The sequence below is a fragment of the Streptomyces sp. NPDC005070 genome, from assembly GCF_053600395.1.
On the sequence record NZ_JBSFZS010000070.1, the window covers coordinates 1 to 17770 of the forward strand.

The window sequence follows — 17770 nt, forward strand, 5'->3', positions numbered from 1 at the left end:
GGAGCCGAGCCGGTGGACTGGCGCCTGCCGTGACCTTCGACGGAGGACACGGCCGACCGCACGACGGGCGGAGCCCCGCCGTGGTGCTTGTTCCGGGTCGGCGACGGCAGGGCTTTCGCACGCGCGGGCGGCCCTTCACGGAGACACGCGACACTCCCCTCGCACGGACAACTCGACCTGAAGCAGGGCACATCACCCCGAATCACTCTCACCCGGATCGCATACGAGCGGACCCCGGCCGGCCTCCGGGTCCACGGCGGGCGACCGGTCGGCCCGTCGCGGTCGCGAACGATCACACGCGGACGGCCACGGCGGAACGGGTGGTGTGAGACCGGGCACATACGCCCCAGGTAACACGGGGTTCACATTCGGGCAACGCTCGGGAAATCGCTGGTTGACAGGCTTCCGGACATCCCCGGCGGCGCCCCAGTGCCGCAGCGCCGCAGCACCCGCAAGTGCGATCAAGACCCACCCCGAAGGATGTGGCCCGTGAGCTTCAAGGCTGAGTACATCTGGATCGACGGCACCGAGCCGACGGCCAAGCTTCGTTCCAAGACGAAGATCCTGGCCGACGACGCCAAGGGTGCGGAGCTGCCGATCTGGGGCTTCGACGGCTCCTCGACGAACCAGGCCGAGGGTCACGCCTCGGACCGCGTACTCAAGCCCGTGGCCAGCTACCCGGACCCGATCCGCGGCGGCGACGACATCCTCGTCATGTGCGAGGTCCTCGACATCGACATGACGCCGCACGCGTCCAACACCCGTGCCGCGCTGGCCGAGGTCGCGGAGAAGTTCGCCGCGCAGGAGTCGATCTTCGGCATCGAGCAGGAGTACACCTTCTTCAAGGGCGCCCGTCCGCTCGGCTTCCCCGAGGGCGGCTTCCCGGCCGCGCAGGGCGGCTACTACTGCGGTGTCGGCGCGGACGAGATCTTCGGCCGTGACGTCGTCGAGGCGCACCTGGACAACTGCCTCAAGGCGGGCCTCGGCATCTCCGGCATCAACGCCGAGGTCATGCCCGGTCAGTGGGAGTTCCAGGTCGGCCCGCTGTCGCCGCTGGAGGTCTCGGACCAGCTCTGGATCGCGCGCTGGCTGCTCTACCGCACCGCCGAGGACTTCGGCGTCTCCGCGACGCTGGACCCGAAGCCGGTGAAGGGCGACTGGAACGGCGCGGGCGCGCACACCAACTTCTCCACCAAGGCGATGCGCGAGGGCTACGACGCGATCATCACCGCGTGCGAGTCGCTCGGCGAGGGCTCCAAGCCGATGGACCACGTCAAGAACTACGGCGCCGGCATCGACGACCGTCTGACGGGCCTGCACGAGACCGCCCCGTGGAACGAGTACAGCTACGGCGTCTCCGACCGCGGCGCCTCGGTCCGCATCCCGTGGCAGGTCGAGAAGGACGGCAAGGGCTACATCGAGGACCGCCGTCCGAACGCGAACGTCGACCCGTACGTCGTGACGCGTCTCATCGTCGACACGTGCTGCACCGCCCTGGAGAAGGCCGGCCAGGTCTGATCCCGCCCAGTTGTCCCGAAGGGGCGCCCACCGTCACGGTGGGCGCCCTTTCGCGTCGCCGTCGGGCCCCGCCCGACGGGCTGACCGGCGTGGTGTCCGGTTCGCGCCGGGAAGGCGTCCGAGCAGTGAGAGGAGGGTCCTGTTACGGGGCTGTGTCTGCTTCAATGGAGTCATGTCCATCTTCCAGAAGCGCATCGCGACGGGTCGCCATGACCTCGAGCCCTTCTGGCCCTCCCGTCAGCACCACGACTTCGACCGGGTGTGTTGTCGCGCGACGAACGCGCCGGCCCTCTAAAGCCGTACACCCCGGCCTTCGGCCAGCGCGCACGACGTACGTCCTCGACGGCTCCGACCACGAACTCGCGGTCGTCGAACCTCCCGACGAACTTCTCGCGCGAAAGAGCTGACCTCTCATGGCGACCACTCGTACCCTCTCCTCCGTCGCAACCCCTCCCGCCCCTTCCACCGCCCCGGCACGGCACCGACTGCGCGCCGTCGACCGGGACGAGGACTGGGGCGCCCCCGGCTCGAACGAAGTCGCGGGCCCGGGGAACGACGGGGCCACCTTCCTCCCGCCGGGCGCCACCTGGCTGCCCGCTCCGCAGAACGCGCTGCCGGTCCTGCCGGGGCAGCCGCCGATGATCGGCTACCTGGTCCTCGTACCGGCGGACCAGCAGCGCCTGCTGCCGGTCGCCGTGACAGGCCCGGCCGAGCCCCCGGCGGCCCCCGGCGCCGTGACCGACACCGCCGGCGACGGCGCCGCCGACCCGCTGGTGCGCGTCGACACGGTGCAGCGCACCGCCGAGGTCGACGGACACGTACTGGACCTGACCTACCTGGAGTTCGAGCTGCTCGCGCATCTCGTCCGCCATCCGCACCGGGTCCACACCCGCGACCAGTTGGTCTCCACGGTGTGGGGCTACGGACATGTCGGCGACGGACGGACCGTCGACGTCCATGTCGCCCGGCTGCGCCGCAAGCTCGGCACCCAGCACCGGCTGGCGATCCAGACGGTGCGCCGGGTGGGGTACAAGTACACCCCGCCGACCGGCCGTTGACCCACAGGCCCGGAGAACCGCCCGGCCACGGCCGGGCACCGGCCGGCCCCGCGCATCTTCTGTCAGCAGATTCGCGTGCCGCGGGGCGGGCCGTGCGGGCAGAGTCGTCCGCATGACACGGAGACTTCTGATGCTGGGCGGTACGGAGTTCGTGGGGCGCGCGGTCGTGGAGGCCGCGGTCGCGCGCGGGTGGGACGTCACCGTCTTCCACCGCGGACGGCACGAACCCCCGTCCGGGGCGCGGTCGCTGCTGGGCGACCGCACCTCGCCGGACGGGCTCGCGGCACTCGCCGGGACCACGGACACGTGGGACGCCGTCGTCGACACCTGGTCGGCGGCGCCGCGGCACGTACGGGACGCGGCCCGTCTGCTGGCCGGGCGGGCGTCCCGGTACGTGTACGTGTCGAGCTGCTCGGTGTACGCGTGGCCCCGCGCCGCCGGGTACGCCGAGGACGCGCCGCTCGTGGAGGGCGCCTCGGCCGACGCGGAGGCGACCGACTACGCCCGGGACAAGCGGGGCGGGGAACTCGCGGCTGTCGAGGCCTTCGGCGGCGGTCGTTCGCTGCTCGTGCGCTGCGGGCTGATCCTCGGGCCCTACGAGAACATCGGGCGGCTGCCCTGGTGGCTGAACCGGATCTCGGCGGGGGGTCCGGTGCTCGCCCCCGGGCCGCGCGAGCTGCCGCTCCAGTACATCGACGTCCGGGATCTGGCCGAGTGGACGCTCGGCGCCGTGGAGGCGGAACTCGACGGACCGTACAACCTGGTGAGCGCCCCGGGGCACAGCACGATGGGGGCGCTGCTCGACGCGTGCGTCCGCGCCACCGGGGCGCGGGCCGAGCTCCGCTGGACGGACCCCGAGGCCGTGCTGAGCGCCGGGATCGAGCCGTGGACGCAGCTTCCGGTGTGGGTGCCGCCGAGGAGCGAGCTGCACACCTCGGTGTACTCCGGCGATGTCTCGCGGGCCCTGCGGACGGGCCTGCGGTGCCGGCCCGTCGAGGAGACCGTCGAGGACACCTGGAGCTGGCTCCGGTCACTCGGCGGTACCGCGCCCCAGCGCGCCGACCGGCCGGCGGTGGGACTGGATCCCGCGGTGGAGGCGAAGGTTCTCGGAATCTGAGGGACCCCGGCAATTCCCCGCGCCGGACCTTCCGGCGGTTCCGCGGCCCGGTCGCCGTGCCCTTCGGGGATGCGGCGCGGCGACCGGCATCACCGCGGCCGCGACGACCGAGGCCAGACCCGAACTGGGCCACCTGGCACGGCAGTTGAAGCAACCCTCAGACACCGCTCGACGGCCGGGGTGGCTCCCCTCGGACCGGAAGGCACTGAATATGAGTCAAAAATGCGCTCTCAAACCTGAATTCCGAGATCAACTCCCGGGAATTCGCGGGCTTCTGAGACCATTGTGACCGAATTGGTCTCACGACTTTCCAAGATTCTTTCGAGACCCCTGAACACCTCGCGTACCTCCCGCGTATGGAATGGAGCCGCTTCACTCCTGTCGGGCGCCTCACTGCCCCGCAAGGAAGTCAGAGGAGTTCCATGGGACGCAACATTCGAAAACGACGTTCGCCGCTGGCCGTTCGCGCCGTTGCCGCGTCGGCAGCGCTCGCGATCGGCGGGGGTGGGCTGGTCTGGGCGAATTTCTACGCCTCGGCACACGAGAGCAACTCGGGCCGGAACACGACCAAGGCCGCGCCCGCTCAGGTGGCCACCATTCAGTGTCCGGACGTCGGTCAGAAGCTGTCCAACGTTCCGAACCAGGCGCGGGGCCAGGTCGACGGGGAGCTGGCGACGCTCGACCAGCAGATCACGGCCGCCTACCAGCGGCTCGCGACCACCCGTGACGCGCAGGCGAGGGACGCGAGCTTCGTCCAGAACTCCATCCTCACGCCGCTGAAGCAGAACCGGTCGGTGATCATCGACCGGATCAAGCTGGAGATCAACCGCGTCGGCGGCAAGGCTCCGGGCTGGCTCGACGGTCTCTCCAACTGCACGGGTCAGCCTGCCGCCGGACAGACCAACGCCGGACAGAACAACGGCGGGCAGAACAACGGCGGCGCCACGGCCGCTCCGTCCGCGAGCGCGAGTGCCGGTGCGGGCACCGGCGCGAACGCGGGCGCGGGTGCCGGTGCCTCCGCGAGCGCGAGCGCCCCGGCAGGCGGCGCGCAGGCGGGCAACGGCGGACAGGCCGGCAACGGTCCGGTCGCGGCCGACTTCGTCGACATCACGAAGGTCCAGCCGAACGTCGCCGGCAAGGCCCGGATCGGGGGCGCCGGTTCGGCCGGAACGTTCTCGTCGGCCTGCGGTGTCAACGCGAACAAGAAGTTCAACACGGACAACGTGATCGTGGCGCCCGGTGTCACCAACGGCGCGCACCACCTGCACGACTACGTCGGCAACCAGTCGAACGACGCCTTCGCCAACAACGACACCTTCGCGGCGGCCCAGACGTCCTGCGCCAACCAGGGCGACAAGTCGTCGTACTACTGGCCGGTCGTGCGTATCCAGAACGGTACGCAGGACTTCGACCAGAACAACGACGGCGGCGGCAAGGAACTCAACGTCGGCCAGATCCAGCAGGTGAGGCAGGCGCAGATCAAGTTCGTCGGCAACGCGAAGAGCAAGGTCGTCGCGATGCCGAAGTTCCTGCGCATCATCACCGGTGACGCGAAGACCACGACCAACGGTCTCGCGAACGCCAACGCCCACTGGAGCTGCACCGGCTTCGAGAACAAGGTGCAGCTCACGCAGCAGTACCCGATCTGCCCGCGCGGCAGCACCGTGGTCCGCACCTTCGCCTTCCAGAGCTGCTGGGACGGCGTGAACGCGGACAGCGCGAACCACCGTACGCACGTGGCCTTCGCCGACGCCCAGGGCAACTGCGCCAACGGCTTCAAGGCGATCCCGCAGCTCACGATGCGCCTGGTCTACGGCTTCCGGGCCCCGACCCTCACCAACGGGCAGATCAAGAACGCCTACGCGGTGGACGGTTTCCCGGAGCAGCTCCACAAGGCCGCCACCGACCACGACGACTTCATCAACGTCTTCGACGAGAACCTGATGAACAAGATGGTCACCTGCATCAACAACGGTCAGCGTTGCAAGTAACACCCTGAGACGAAGGCCGGTGACGGGATCTCCCGTCACCGGCCTTCTGTCGTGTCTGCCCGGATCCTGCCCGGTCAGCCGCTGTGGCGACCGGGCCGGGACCCCGCTCCGGTCAGCCGCTGTGGTGACCGGCGTGCCCGGTCTCCGTCGCCGCGCCACCGCCGCCTCCCGCGTGGTGCGAGGCCCCCTGCTCCAGGTTCCCGCCGAGCCGGCCGCGCAGCGTCGTGACCATCTTCTGGTCCCCGACGGCGACCCACTTGGCGCCCACGAGGTACGAACCGCCGTAGTCCTTGGCCCCGTCGAGCCACTCGCGCTGGCCGCGGTCGGTGGCGAAGGTCGCCAGGATGAACTTGCCGGTGCTGATCTTGCAGACACCCTGGCGGATCTCGTCCGCGTCGGTCTGGATGCTCGGCTTGCACTTCACCTCGGCGGCCAGTTCCTCCAGACTGCCGGTCGCCGTGGCCGGGACGGTCTCCTTCGCCGCACCGTCCTTGGCGTCCGATCCGCCGCCGCAGCCGGTCAGGGCCAGCAGAGCGGCCACGGCCGCCCCGGCCAGAAGCTTCCCGCGTGTCAACCTCATACGTTCCTCCGGTACCTGTCGGCGTTCACGCCGAGAAGAGCCCCGGCGAGGGCTCTGCCTTCGATACGGCTGCGGGCACGCCCCTGCTCAATCGTGCCCCGCTGCGGACGGGAACCCGGTACCGCCCGGGACACGGCTGTGCGAGGGTGGCACCCGTGAACGAAGACTGGGAAGAGCGTACGGCGGCGGCCTGGGCCCGCTTCGACGACTACGAGGAAGAGCGGGCGGCGGACTTCCGGGCGGTGATCGACGCGCTGGTCGCCGAACTGCCCGTGGACAGCCCCCTCGGCCCTTTCGAGCAGGCCTGCGCCTGGGACTCGACGGGCCACTCCGACAAGGCCGTCCCTCTGTACCGGAAGGCACTCGCCCGCGGCCTGAGCGGGTACAAGGGCCGCCGGGCGAAGATCCAGCTCTCCAGCTCGCTGCGGAACCTCGGACAGGCGGACGAGGGCGTCAAGCTCCTCACTCCCGAACTGGTGGCCCCGTCGGACGAGTTGGACGACGCGGTACGGGCCACGCTGGCACTCTGCCTCGCCGACCTCGGCCGCGAACGCGAGGGCCTGGCCCTGGTGATCGGCGCGCTGGCCCCCCATCTGCCCCGCTACCAGCGGTCGATGGCGAACTATGCCCGCCTTCTCGTGGAACCCGGGGAATCCGCGGACTGAGTCCCCGGACGCGTCCGCGAGACCCCGCCCGGCGGCGGGGCCGGTGACCATCCGCCGATTCGCTCGTTCTGCTGAACGTGCAGTCACAGGATGTAGCCCCGCGCCCCGCACCCTCCTCCGGAGCTGTCGTCGACGTCGAGCAGGCCGAGGCCGCGCTCGTCGAGCACTACCCGCGGCTGGTCCGGCTCGCCTATCTGACGCTTCCGCCGAGCCTCGGCCGCAACCGGCGCGTGCTGACGGCGCACGCCGTCACCCAGCGCGCGCTGCCCCGGGGCCGGGCGGCGGGCGACACCTCGGTGATCCCCGCCCAGCAGGGCGGCGGGGGCCGTGACGGCGACCCGGGCTATGCCTTCGTACGCCTCCAGGTGGTGCGGATGGCGCTGGAGGCCGGGCTGCCGCTGAAGCGGTGGGCGTGGCCCAAGCGGTCCCAGCTTCCGCCGTTCCTCCCCCAGGTGTGGGGCCTGCGGCTCTTCCCGCGCTCGGGCGGGGCCGACGAACTGGCCCTGGACCAGCGGCTGTCCGCGCTCTCGGGGCCGGCCCGCGCCGCGTACGTGCTGCGCGCTCTGGAGAAGCTGACCGACCCACGGCTGCGCCAGGTGCTGTCGGCCGCGGGGGTCGAGGAGCCGGCCGCGGCGCTGAACGAGGCCTCGGCCGTCGAGGTGCCGGACGCGCTGCTCGACTCCCCCGAGTTCGACCCCTGCTCGCTGCAGGCCCGGCCCACCGATCTGATGCGGCGCCGACAGCACCTGAAGGCCGCGCTCGTCGCCACCGCCGCCGTGGCCGTGTGCGGGGCGCTGCTCGCGCTGCCCGGCGACGGCTGGGGCCCGGACGGCGCCGCGGCCCCCTCCTACGCGCAGAACCCGGCCGCCGAGGCCGCGCTCGACCCGGCCAGGGTGCAGCGGGTGGCGCCCGCGGCCTGGGAGTCCTCCGCGCGCACCGACTTCTCCGTCTGGCCCGCGCGCGGCGGTCTCGTCGACGACTCCGCGCTGCTGCGGCGCGCGCTCGCCGTCTGGGCCAGGCCCGGCGGGTCCGTCCACGTCGCGGGGACGCCGGGCACACCCTCCGGCGCCCCGCCCGGACCGCCCCAACTGCTGTACGCGGGCGATGTCGACCAGGCCCGCGTGGTGATCCTCTACGACGGTCTGCGCGTCGTGCGCTACGCCGAGCCGAAGGACGGCACGGGCGGCGCGGCCCTCGACTTCGCGCGGGTCGACGGGGCGAAGGGGGCGGAGGCGAGCGCGGTGGTACTGGGCCGGACCGACGGCAACGTCCGCTATCTGACGGCCCCCTGGGTGACCGGGGCCGCCGAGCGTGACCTGCTGAAGCCCTCCGCCGGGGCGATGGACCTCACGCTGTCCGCGGACGGCTCCACGTCCCCGATGGCCGGACCTCCGACGAGCGGCACCTGCACGTCGTGGAACGTGCTCCAGGTCGAGGACGCCTCGGGCACCCGGCTGCTGACCGACCTCGGCGAGCTGATCCCGGCCCACCTCACCGCGGGCCGGCCGACCGCGCCCGGGGAGGCGGCGGGAGCGGAGAACCTGCGGGAGTGGGCGCCCTTCGCGTGCTCGCTGGCCTCGGCGCGCTCGCAGGGCGTGCGGACCGTGAACGCCTGGGGGTACGCACGCCAGCCGCTGCCCGACGGGAGCGGATCGGCCGCCTGGGTGTGTACGCGCGCCGACACCTGGCGGGGCGGCGGCACCCGGGTGATGGCCCAGTTCCGTACCCCGGGCGGAACGTACGGGGCGGTCGTCGCGCAGGCCGAGAACTCCCCCGCGTGCGGCTCCCGCGACCCGCAGGTGCTCGCCGGTGTGCTGTGGAAGTCGGGCGCGGGGGCGTGGTATCTCCTCGCGGCCGGCGGCAAGGGCACGGCCTCGGTCGAGGCGACGGGCGGGGTGCGCGGCTCCGCGGCGGGGCCCCTGCTCACCGTACGGACGACGCAGGGAAAGCGGGCCGAGCTGAAGGGAACCCTGACGGACGGCCGGGACATCACCGGGCTGCGCTGAACGCCCGTCCATCACCATGGACCGGACACCCGGCGCGGATTGCTGACACGGACGTAAACAAGTGGGCGCACAGGGCTTCTCCGAGCGCCTACCCGTCAGTACATTGACGCCATGTCTAACACGCAGGCCCGGCAGCCCCGGCCGGTCGAGTCCGAGCGGACGGCTCTCAAGGCACGGAAGGTGTCGTTCTCGTGGGAGGACACACCGCTGCACTGGGTGCCCGACGAGCCGTTCGCCACGCACACCATGAACGTGCTGCATCTGCTGCTGCCGGCCGGCGAGCGGTGGTTCGTGCATGTGTACCGGCAGGTCCTGCCCCTCATCCGGGACGAGCGGCTGCGCGAGGACGTCATCGGGTTCATCGGGCAGGAGGCCACGCACTCGCAGGCGCACGACGAGGTGCTGCCCCACCTGGCGGAGCTGGGGCTCGACCCGACGCCGTACACCGCGCAGGTCGACTGGCTCTTCGAGAAGCTGCTGGGCGACCGGACGCTGCCCCCCGGCAGAGCGCGCCGCTGGTGGCTGCTGGAGCGCGTCGCCCTGATCGCCGCGATCGAGCACTACACCGCCTTCCTCGGCGACTGGATCCTGAACGCCGGGGAACTGGACCGGCGCGGGGCCGATCCGGTCATGCTGGACCTGATGCGCTGGCACGGCGCGGAGGAGGTCGAGCACCGCTCGGTGGCGTTCGACCTGTTCCAGCACGTCGACGGCAGCTACCGCCGGCGTGCGCGGACCTGGGCGACCGCCTTCACCGCGCTCGTCTTCCTGTGGCAGCGCGGCGCCCGGTTCTTCATGGAGAACGATCCGACGCTCGTGAACGGCAAGGCGAGCTTCAAGGACTTCTACGTCAGCGGGAAGCGGGGCGTGCTGCCGCCGACCGGGGACCTGCTGAGGTCCGTCCCCCGCTACCTCAGCCGCACCTACCACCCCTCGCAGGAGGCCTCCACCGAGCAGGCGATCGCCTATCTCGCCTCCTCCCCCGCCGCAACGGCCGCCGAGAAGAACACGGGTGCCGCGTGATGCCCAGGCTGCGGACCGTCGTCGCCGTGGCCGGTGCGGCCGTGCTCGTACGGCGGGCGATGCGCCGCCGGATCGAGGCGTCACCGCTGTGGCCGCTGCCCGCCCTGGAGGACCCCCACTCCGGCCGGCCCCGCACCCGGGCCCTGCGACTGCGGGTCGCCCGGCACGAGCGTGTCGCCGACGGTGTCGTCCTGACGCGCCTGGAGGGAGCCGGCCTGCCGCGCTGGGAGCCGGGAGCCCACCTCGACCTGGTGCTGCCCTCGGGGCTCGTCCGGCAGTACTCCCTGTGCGGGGACCCCGAGGACCGCTCCGCGTACACCGTCGCGACCCGGCTCGTCGAGGACGGGCGGGGCGGCTCGCGCGAGGTGCACGAGCACCTCGGGCAGGGCATGCGGGTCGAGGTGCGCGGACCGCGCAACCGCTTCCCGCTCGTGGCGGCACCGGCGTACGTCTTCGTCGTGGGCGGCATCGGGATCACCCCGGTGCTGCCGATGCTGCGGGCCCTCCCGGAGGGCACCGACTGGCGGTTGCTGTACGGCGGCCGGACCCGTGCCTCGATGCCGTTCCTGGAGGAGATCGAGAAGCTGGACCGCTCGAAGGTCACCGTCGTCGCCGAGGACGAGGACGGACTGCCGGACCTGGACGCGCTGTTCGCGGATCCCGTCCCGGGCACGGCGGTCTACTGCTGCGGACCCGACGGGCTCATGGCGGCGGTCGCGGCGCGGGTCCCGGACGGGGCGGCACTGCACCTGGAGCGGTTCACCGCCCGCGCGCCCGACGGGGGCGACACCGCCTTCGAGGTCGAACTGCGGCGCAGCGGACGCACGGTGACCGTGCACGCCGGCACGACGGTCCTCGCCGCGGTCCGCGCGGAGCTGCCCGGCACGCTCTACTCCTGTGAACAGGGATTCTGCGGAACCTGCCGGCAGCGCGTCCTGGAAGGGGAGATCGAGCACCGGGACGAACTGCTGACGGACGCGGAGCGTGACGACTCGATGCTCATCTGCGTCTCGCGGACACGAGGTGGGCGAATCGTGCTGGACATGTGAACATCCGCCGTCCGGACCGGCCCGATCAGGGCCGGATGCGATCGGTAAAGTGTCCGCATGACAACCGGGGTACGCCGCAGGATGGGTGTCGAGGAGCGACGGCAGCAGTTGATCGGCGTCGCCCTCGAACTGTTCAGCCGACGCTCGCCCGACGAGGTCTCCATCGACGAGATAGCCTCGGCCGCGGGCATCTCGCGGCCGCTGGTGTACCACTACTTCCCGGGCAAACTCAGCCTGTACGAAGCGGCGTTGCAGCGCGCCGCAGACGATCTCGCGGGCCGGTTCGTGGAGTCCCGCGAGGGTCCGCTGGGAACGCGGCTGCTGCGGGTGATGCGCCGCTTCTTCGACTTCGTGGACGACCACGGGCCCGGCTTCGCCGCGTTGATGCGGGGCGGCCCGGCCGTCGGCTCGTCGACCACCAACGCGCTCATCGACGCCGTACGACAGGCGGCCTACCTCCAGATCCTGTCGCATCTGGACGTCGAGGAACCGCCCGCCCGGCTGGAGCTGGTGATCCGGTCCTGGATCTCGCTCGTCGAGTCGACCGCGCTGATCTGGCTGGACGGACGGCGGATTCCGCGCGGCGAGCTGGAGGTGCAGCTCGTGCACGACTTCGCGGCCCTGGCGGCGGTCAGCGCCGCCTACGACCCGGAGGTCGCCGCGCTGCTGCGCACGGGGCTCAAGGACGAACCGGGCGACGGGCCGTTCACCGACCTCGTCGTCCGGCTGCTCGCGCTCGCCTCGCCGCCCGAGGCGTGACCCCCCGCTCCTACGCCTCGAACTTCCGGTACGACGGGTCGAGATCGCGCACCTCGACGGACACGTGCAACGACGTGACGCCGTCCGTGGGCTCGATGTGCCCCCGCAACAGCTCCAGCGTGGCCTCGGTCAGCCTCGCCTTGGTCTCGTCGCTGCGGCCGGCCAGCAGCGCGATGCCCACGTGGACGATGGCGGGACCCCCCGTGCCCGTGGCCGCCACGTCCCCCACGATCTCGTACTCGGTCCGCAGGGTGCGCAGCTTGCACGCCTCCAGCCGCGCGGCCGCGATCTCGACGATCACGGGGTGCAGCGCGAGCGCGAACGCGCTCCAGTCGACGTGGTCGAGGGCCGGGGAGGTCTCGACGGTGATCTGCGGCATGGGCGCTCCTGTTCCGTGGAAAGTCCCGGTCACCCTAGCCGCAGCACCGGCACGACGACGGGGGCGGCCCCGGACACCCGTCGTGCTCAGGGTGTCCGGGGCCGCCCCCCACCGGGTCAGGCCGGTGTCAGGGGGTCGCTGTCACGGAGTCCGGGTGAACACCGCCACCGTGCGGGCCGGGACGGTGAAGGAGCCCGTGTCCTTCGCGTAGGACGAGGACTTGACGACCGAGTCCGCGCCCTTCGCCTGCACCGGGTGCAGCGCGTACGCCGCACCGGCCAGCGAGCCGACGGTCTGCTTCTGCTTCTCCGGGGTCGCGTTGAAGACGATCACGAGGTCGCCGAGGCGCGCGGTGATCACTCCGGGGGTCTCGTCCTTGCCCGACAGCGGGAAGGAGAGCTGCGACTGCACCGCGGCGGCCGTGGAGAGCGAGAAGACCTTCTCGCCCGTACGGATCCGCTGCAGGTCCTGGAAGGCGGCCGAGGTGCCGTCGATCTGCTCGCAGCCCACCTTGACGGAGGTCAGCAGCGGCTTGGCGAACGGCCACTTCGAGGTGTTGTCCGCGGCCATCGGCAGCCCGCGCCCGAATCCGTTGCCGTCCTGGCAGTTCCAGTGGATGGCGTTGAACCAGTCGCCGCTGTCGAAGGAGTTGCGGTCCAGCGACTTGGAGCGCAGCAGGTCGGAGCCGGCCTGGGAGAGGGACGGACCCTGCGAGAGGGTGGCCGTCGCCATCGCCAGGACCTGCATCCGGGCCCGGTCGGCGGCGCTCGTCGACGCGGGGAGCTTGTACGTCAGCGCGTCGTACAGCGACTCGTTGTCGTGCGCGTCGGCGTAGGCGAGCGCGTCACCGGGCGCGGCGGCGTAGCCCGCGGGCTGGCCGTTGTAGTCGATCTCGGAGCCCTTGACCTCCTTGCCGTCGGTGTCGGTGAAGCGGTACGCCGCCAGGTTGCCGGTCAGGCCGACCTTGATGAGGTCCTGGTAGTGCAGCAGGCGGGCCTTCTGCTCGGCCTGGGTGCCGTTGGCGGTGGAGGAGTTGGGGTCGGTGTACAGGCCCGAGCCGAAGCCCTGGACCCCGGGGTCGGAGTCGAAGGGGCTGCCGCCGCGGACGGCGTCACGGGCCCGGTCGGAGAAGGTCGCGATGCCCGTCCCCGCCATGTTCTTCTGGGTGGCCTGGACGAAGCGGGCGTCGTCGGCGACCTCGCCGAAGTTCCATCCCTCGCCGTACAGGATGATCTTCTTGCCGTCGACGCCGTCCTTCGCGAGGGTCAGCCCGTCGAGGGCCTTCCTGACCGCGAGGATGTTGGCCTTGGGCTGGTGGCCCATGAGGTCGAAGCGGAAGCCGTCGACCTTGTACTCCTTGGCCCAGGTGACGATCGAGTCGACGACCAGCTTGCCCATCATGGCGTTCTCGGTCGCCGTGTTGGAGCAGCAGGTGGAGTTGGCGACGCTGCCGTCGGCGAGGAGCCGCTGGTAGTAGCCGGGGACGACCTTGTCGAGGACGCTGGTGTCGGCCTGGCCGCTCGCGGCGGTGTGGTTGTAGACCACGTCCATGACGACCCTGAGGCCGTCCTCGTTGAGCGACTTGACCATCTTGCGGAACTCGACCGTGCGGCCGGTGCCGTCGGGGTCGGTGGCGTAGGAGCCCTCGGGGACCGTGTAGTGGTACGGGTCGTAGCCCCAGTTGTAGGCGTCCTTGGCGGCGGTCTTCGCCACGCACTCCTGCTGCTTCTCGGAGTCGGCGGCGTAGGAAGCGAGATCGCAGTCGGTGCTCTGCCGGTCCGCCTTCTTCTCGGGGATGGTGGCGATGTCGAACGCGGGCAGCAGGTGCACGTACGAGGTGCCGGACCTGGCCAGCGCCTTCAGGTGCTTGGAGCCGTCGCTGTTCTTGTCGGTGAAGGCGAGGTAGGTGCCCTGGTCCTTCGCGGGGACGGTCTTGTCCGCCACCGAGAAGTCCCGGACGTGCAGTTCCTGGATCTGCGCGTCCTTCAGCGGTACGGCCTTGGGCTTCTTGAGCGAGGACCAGCCGGACGGGGCGAGGGACCTGGCGTCCAGGTCGACGACCAGGCTGCGCTCCGAGTCTGCGGTCAGGGCCACCGAGTACGGGTCGGTCACCTTGTTGGTGACGATCTTCCGGACGGTCGGCGCCCACACCTTCACGACGTAGCGGTAGGGCTTGCCCGTCCAGGACTTCTTCCCGGTGACGGACCAGACGCCGGTGGCGCCGTCGCGCTTCATGGCGACGGTGGAGCCGCCGAGGTCGAGGCTCACCGACTGGGCGGTCGGGGCCCACACCGAGAGGGTGGGGACACCCTTGTGGAAGACCGGCCCGAGGTGCGCCCTCGTCGCGGGGTACAGGTCGTCGAGGGCACCGGCGATCTGCACGCCGGTGGCCGCGAGCACGGCGCCGTTCGCGGCCCGCTGCGAGGCGACGAGCTGGCCGCCGAGCGCGGAGCGCACCCGGTCGCGGTCGCGCGGGTCGACGGACCAGGCGGTGTACGCCTTCAGGTGCGGGTACTTGGCCTTCTGGGCGTCGGTGAGAGCGGTCTTCCGTAGCCGCAGCCAGCGTTCGTCGTCGCTGGTCAGCCCGCCGTCCTTGACGGCGATCGAGCCGTCGCGGGAGGAGAGGAGCTGGGTGGACACGGCGGCGTCGGAGCCGTTCCAGGCGACCGTGTAGCGGTCGATCCAGATCGCCTTGGACGTGGTCAGGTCGAGTGCGGCCGCGCTGCCCTTGGGCTGCGGCAGCAGGTACTTCTCCTGGCCGCCGAGCAGCCACACCTCGTGGCCGTTCGCCGTCAGGTCCAGCGACTGGTCGGTGGGCAGGTCCTTGTCGTCGCCCTTGTGCAGGATGTAGCTGAGGCTGCCGGCGCCCTCGGCGAGCGGCACCTCGAAGACGGCTCCGTAGGCGTCGGTCCGCACCGGCTCCAGGGGCTTCGTCCAGTCCGTGGGCGTCGCGGCCCCGGTCCAGGTGTGCAGGCCCCAGCCGGTGTAGTCGCCGTCGGCGCGGTGGTAGTGGAGGACCGCCTTGGTCTTGTCCTGGGCGGGCAGGTCGGGCTGCTCGGTGAGGACGGTGTCCTTGCCCTGCTCGACCCAGACCTCTCCGGTCTTGGTGACGTCGATGGTGCGGTCGCTCGCGACGTCCTTGTTGCCGTCCTTGTCGATGACCAGGAAGCCCACACTGGAGGCTCCGGGCTTCAGCTTCACGTAGGCGAAGGCGCCGTAGGCGTCGCGGCCGACGAAGTCGTGTCCGGCGGGCCAGGTCGTACCCTCGCCGTCGGCGATGTCGCCCCAGGCGTACAGGCGCCAGTCGGTGTAGTCGCCGTCGGTGCGCTTGTAGTGGACGACCGCGTAGTCGCGCGAGGAGGCCGCCGGGACCTCCGCGGCGGGCACGGTGCCGGTGGTGGACTCGGCCGCCGCGCTCGCGGTGTGTCCGGCCGTGTCGACGACGACGGCCTTGTACCGCAGGGCGGTTCCGGCCGGTACGTCCTTGCCGATGGCCTGGGTGACCTTGTACGGGGCGTGGTCGGCGGAGCCGAGGGTCCGCCACGTGCCGTTGCCCACCTGGGCAGCGAAGACGACCCGGTCGAGCTGTCCGCCGGTGACGTCCGCCGACAGTTCGACGGTGCCGGTGGCGCCCGCGGCGGGGGCCTTCAGCGTCAGCGTGGGCTTGGACGCGGGGGCGGCGAGCCGGCCAGCGGCCTTGAGGACGATCGCCGAGCCGGCCGGGACGGTGACGGTGACCTTCTTGTCCCCGTCGCTCTTCGCCGAGGCCGAGGTTCCGTACACGGCGCGGAAGTCCATGTTCGCCGAGCCGGTCGCGAAGGTGGCCGACTTCGCCTCGTCCGCGTTGTTCACGGCGACCACGTACTCGGTGCCGGTCTTCGCGTCCGTGCGGGAGAAGGCGTAGACGCCGGCGCCGTCCGCGGCGTACCGCTCCGTCTGGACGCCGTCGGTGAGGGCCGGGTTGTCCTTGCGCAGCTTGGAGAGGGCGCTGATCGTCCTGTAGAGCGGCGCCTTGGTGTCGTACGCGTCGCTCGCGTGCGTGCGGCTCGTGCCGATCTCGTCGTCGTCGAGGTAGTCCGCGACCTTGGAGGCGAACATCGTCTGCCGGGCGTCCTTGTCACCGCCGGAGCCGGTGAAGCCCTGCTCGTCGCCGTAGTAGACGACCGGGTTGCCGCGGCTGAGGAACATCAGCTCGTTGGCGAGCTTGTCCTTCTTCAGCAGTTCGGCGTCGGTCGCCTTCGGGTTGTCCTGGTCCAGGAAGTACCCGATGCGGCCCATGTCGTGGTTGCCGAGGAAGGTGACCTGCTCGTACGCGTTGGCCTTGTCGGTCGTGTACTTGTAGTCGTCCGCGAACAGGGACGAGAGCTTCTGCGCGCTGCCGCCCTGCGAGGCGTAGGAGCGGGCCGCGTCCTGGAACGGGAAGTCGAGGGTGGCGTCGAGACGGCCCTGGGTCACGTACGGCGAGGTGATCGACGTGTCGGCGGAGTAGACCTCGCCGAACATGAAGAAGTTCTTGCGCCCGTGCTTGGCCGCGTACGCGTCGAGGGCGGTCGCCCACTGCGTCCAGAACTCCATGTTCACGTGCTTGACGGTGTCGATCCGGAAGCCGTCGATGCCGAAGTCCCGGACCCAGCGCTCATAGATCTTCTCCATGCCGCTGACGACCTCGGGACGCTCGGTCCACAGGTCGTCGAGGCCGGAGAAGTCGCCGTAGGTGGTGGACTCGCCGGCGTAGGTGGAGTCACCGCGGTTGGTGTACATGGTCGTGTCGTTGAGCCACGACGGGACCTTGGCGTTCTTCTTCGCGGCGGGGACCGTCGGCGTGCGGGGGAAGGAGTCGGCGTCCACCGACGGGAACCCCTTGGTGCCGTCCGCGTAGTCCGCGTCGTCGAAGGGCTTCCCGTCCTTGGTCAGGTACGGGAAGGCGCCCTTGGAGAGGTAGGTGTAGGACTGTTCCTTGTAGTCGACGACGTCGGCCGTGTGGTTGGTGATGACGTCGAAGAAGACCTTCATGCCCTTGGCGTGGGCCTTGGAGATCAGTGTCTCCAGGTCCTTGTTGGTGCCGAAGTGCGGGTCGACCTTGGTGAAGTCGGTGATCCAGTAACCGTGGTAGCCGGCCGAGGCGTCCTTGCCGGTGCCCTGGACGGGCTGGTTCTTGAAGATCGGCGCCATCCAGATGGCGGTGGTGCCGAGGTCCTTGATGTAGTCGAGCCGCTTGGTCAGACCCTTGAGGTCGCCGCCCTGGTAGAAGCCCTTGTCGGCGGGGTCGTACCCGGTCGAGAGCCTCGAACCGGTCAGTCCGCCCTTGTCGTTGGACGTGTCGCCGTTGGCGAAGCGGTCCGGCATCACGAAGTAGAACTGGTCACGGGTGGAGTCGTGCCGTGTCGGCTCGGCGGCGAGCTTCGCGTCCGACGGCGGTGCGGGCGGGGTCTGGGCCCGCGCCACAAGGGGTTGCGCAAGCGATACGGCCAGTGCGGCTGCGAGGACGGCTGCACGCAGCCTGGGGCGGCTGGTGCGGCTCGCCGGCCCTCTCGGTATCAGGTCCACAGTCGTGAACTCCTAGCGATTACGGCGTACTCGGGTCCGACCCCGCGCAGCGTTTCGGCCACGATGCCGAACGCCCGC

Annotated in this window: 13 protein-coding genes; 10 read left to right on the forward strand and 3 right to left on the reverse strand. The window is 70.9% G+C overall.

The features are described 5' to 3' along the window. The first annotated feature begins 489 nt into the window (after positions 1-489). From glnII to ACWEBX_RS23170, 5 genes are all read left to right on the forward strand, one after another. Complete coding sequence (gene glnII, locus ACWEBX_RS23150; protein ID WP_451886716.1) at positions 490-1518, forward strand: glutamine synthetase; 1029 nt, start codon at positions 490-492, stop codon at positions 1516-1518. Positions 1519-1690: 172 nt separating this feature from the next. Further along, entirely contained in the window at positions 1691-1813 is a 123-nt protein-coding gene (locus ACWEBX_RS23155) for a hypothetical protein (protein ID WP_351865087.1), read from the forward strand. 118 nt (positions 1814-1931) lie between these two features. Then, positions 1932-2576 (forward strand): winged helix-turn-helix domain-containing protein, encoded by a 645-nt coding sequence (locus ACWEBX_RS23160; RefSeq protein WP_451886717.1) that lies wholly within the window; start codon positions 1932-1934, stop codon positions 2574-2576. Positions 2577-2706: 130 nt separating this feature from the next. Continuing rightward, on the forward strand, positions 2707-3693 hold the full coding sequence (locus tag ACWEBX_RS23165; RefSeq protein ID WP_451886744.1) for an NAD-dependent epimerase/dehydratase family protein: 987 nt from the start codon (positions 2707-2709) through the stop codon (positions 3691-3693). 422 nt (positions 3694-4115) lie between these two features. After that, positions 4116-5684: a DUF1996 domain-containing protein gene (locus tag ACWEBX_RS23170; RefSeq protein ID WP_451886718.1), complete on the forward strand. Its 1569-nt coding sequence runs from the start codon at positions 4116-4118 to the stop codon at positions 5682-5684. 112 nt (positions 5685-5796) lie between these two features. Here the strand turns inward: ACWEBX_RS23170 and ACWEBX_RS23175 are convergent, their stop codons facing one another. Then, complete coding sequence (locus ACWEBX_RS23175) at positions 5797-6264, reverse strand: hypothetical protein (protein ID WP_451886719.1); 468 nt, start codon at positions 6262-6264, stop codon at positions 5797-5799. 155 nt (positions 6265-6419) lie between these two features. On the opposite strand from ACWEBX_RS23175, the gene ACWEBX_RS23180 reads away from it, so the two are divergent. The 5 genes from ACWEBX_RS23180 (at position 6420) to ACWEBX_RS23200 (ending at position 11766) form a co-directional block, all read left to right on the forward strand. Further along, on the forward strand, positions 6420-6929 hold the full coding sequence (locus ACWEBX_RS23180) for a tetratricopeptide repeat protein (RefSeq protein ID WP_451886720.1): 510 nt from the start codon (positions 6420-6422) through the stop codon (positions 6927-6929). Positions 6930-7006: 77 nt separating this feature from the next. Beyond that, positions 7007-8935: a hypothetical protein gene (locus ACWEBX_RS23185; RefSeq protein ID WP_451886721.1), complete on the forward strand. Its 1929-nt coding sequence runs from the start codon at positions 7007-7009 to the stop codon at positions 8933-8935. A 111-nt stretch (positions 8936-9046) separates the two neighbouring features. After that, positions 9047-9958, forward strand: coding sequence for a metal-dependent hydrolase (locus ACWEBX_RS23190; protein ID WP_451886722.1), 912 nt, complete (start codon positions 9047-9049; stop codon positions 9956-9958). Further along, entirely contained in the window at positions 9958-11007 is a 1050-nt protein-coding gene (locus ACWEBX_RS23195) for a PDR/VanB family oxidoreductase (RefSeq protein ID WP_451886723.1), read from the forward strand. The genes ACWEBX_RS23190 and ACWEBX_RS23195 overlap by 1 nt, the downstream gene beginning before the upstream one ends. A 57-nt stretch (positions 11008-11064) precedes the next feature. Next, entirely contained in the window at positions 11065-11766 is a 702-nt protein-coding gene (locus ACWEBX_RS23200; RefSeq protein ID WP_451886724.1) for a TetR/AcrR family transcriptional regulator, read from the forward strand. A gap of 10 nt (positions 11767-11776) precedes the next feature. Here ACWEBX_RS23200 and ACWEBX_RS23205 read toward each other — a convergent pair whose 3' ends face one another. After that, a complete protein-coding gene (locus ACWEBX_RS23205; protein WP_451886725.1) occupies positions 11777-12145 on the reverse strand; it encodes a 5-carboxymethyl-2-hydroxymuconate Delta-isomerase in 369 nt (122 codons plus the stop codon). Positions 12146-12286: 141 nt separating this feature from the next. Then, positions 12287-17686 (reverse strand): pullulanase-type alpha-1,6-glucosidase, encoded by a 5400-nt coding sequence (gene pulA / locus ACWEBX_RS23210; RefSeq protein ID WP_451886745.1) that lies wholly within the window; start codon positions 17684-17686, stop codon positions 12287-12289. Between the last annotated feature and the right edge of the window lie 84 nt (positions 17687-17770).

What these genes read in the sequence shown, in the direction of transcription:
- ACWEBX_RS23155 (WP_351865087.1), top strand. Translation starts at nt 1,691, where the DNA reads ATGTCCATCTTCCAGAAGCGCATCGCGACGGGTCGCCATGACCTCGAG.
- ACWEBX_RS23160 (WP_451886717.1), top strand. Translation starts at nt 1,932, where the DNA reads ATGGCGACCACTCGTACCCTCTCCTCCGTCGCAACCCCTCCCGCCCCT.
- ACWEBX_RS23165 (WP_451886744.1), top strand. Translation starts at nt 2,707, where the DNA reads ATGCTGGGCGGTACGGAGTTCGTGGGGCGCGCGGTCGTGGAGGCCGCG.
- ACWEBX_RS23170 (WP_451886718.1), top strand. Translation starts at nt 4,116, where the DNA reads ATGGGACGCAACATTCGAAAACGACGTTCGCCGCTGGCCGTTCGCGCC.
- ACWEBX_RS23175 (WP_451886719.1), bottom strand. Translation starts at nt 6,264, where the DNA reads ATGAGGTTGACACGCGGGAAGCTTCTGGCCGGGGCGGCCGTGGCCGCT.
- ACWEBX_RS23190 (WP_451886722.1), top strand. Translation starts at nt 9,047, where the DNA reads ATGTCTAACACGCAGGCCCGGCAGCCCCGGCCGGTCGAGTCCGAGCGG.
- ACWEBX_RS23195 (WP_451886723.1), top strand. Translation starts at nt 9,958, where the DNA reads ATGCCCAGGCTGCGGACCGTCGTCGCCGTGGCCGGTGCGGCCGTGCTC.
- ACWEBX_RS23200 (WP_451886724.1), top strand. Translation starts at nt 11,065, where the DNA reads ATGACAACCGGGGTACGCCGCAGGATGGGTGTCGAGGAGCGACGGCAG.
- ACWEBX_RS23205 (WP_451886725.1), bottom strand. Translation starts at nt 12,145, where the DNA reads ATGCCGCAGATCACCGTCGAGACCTCCCCGGCCCTCGACCACGTCGAC.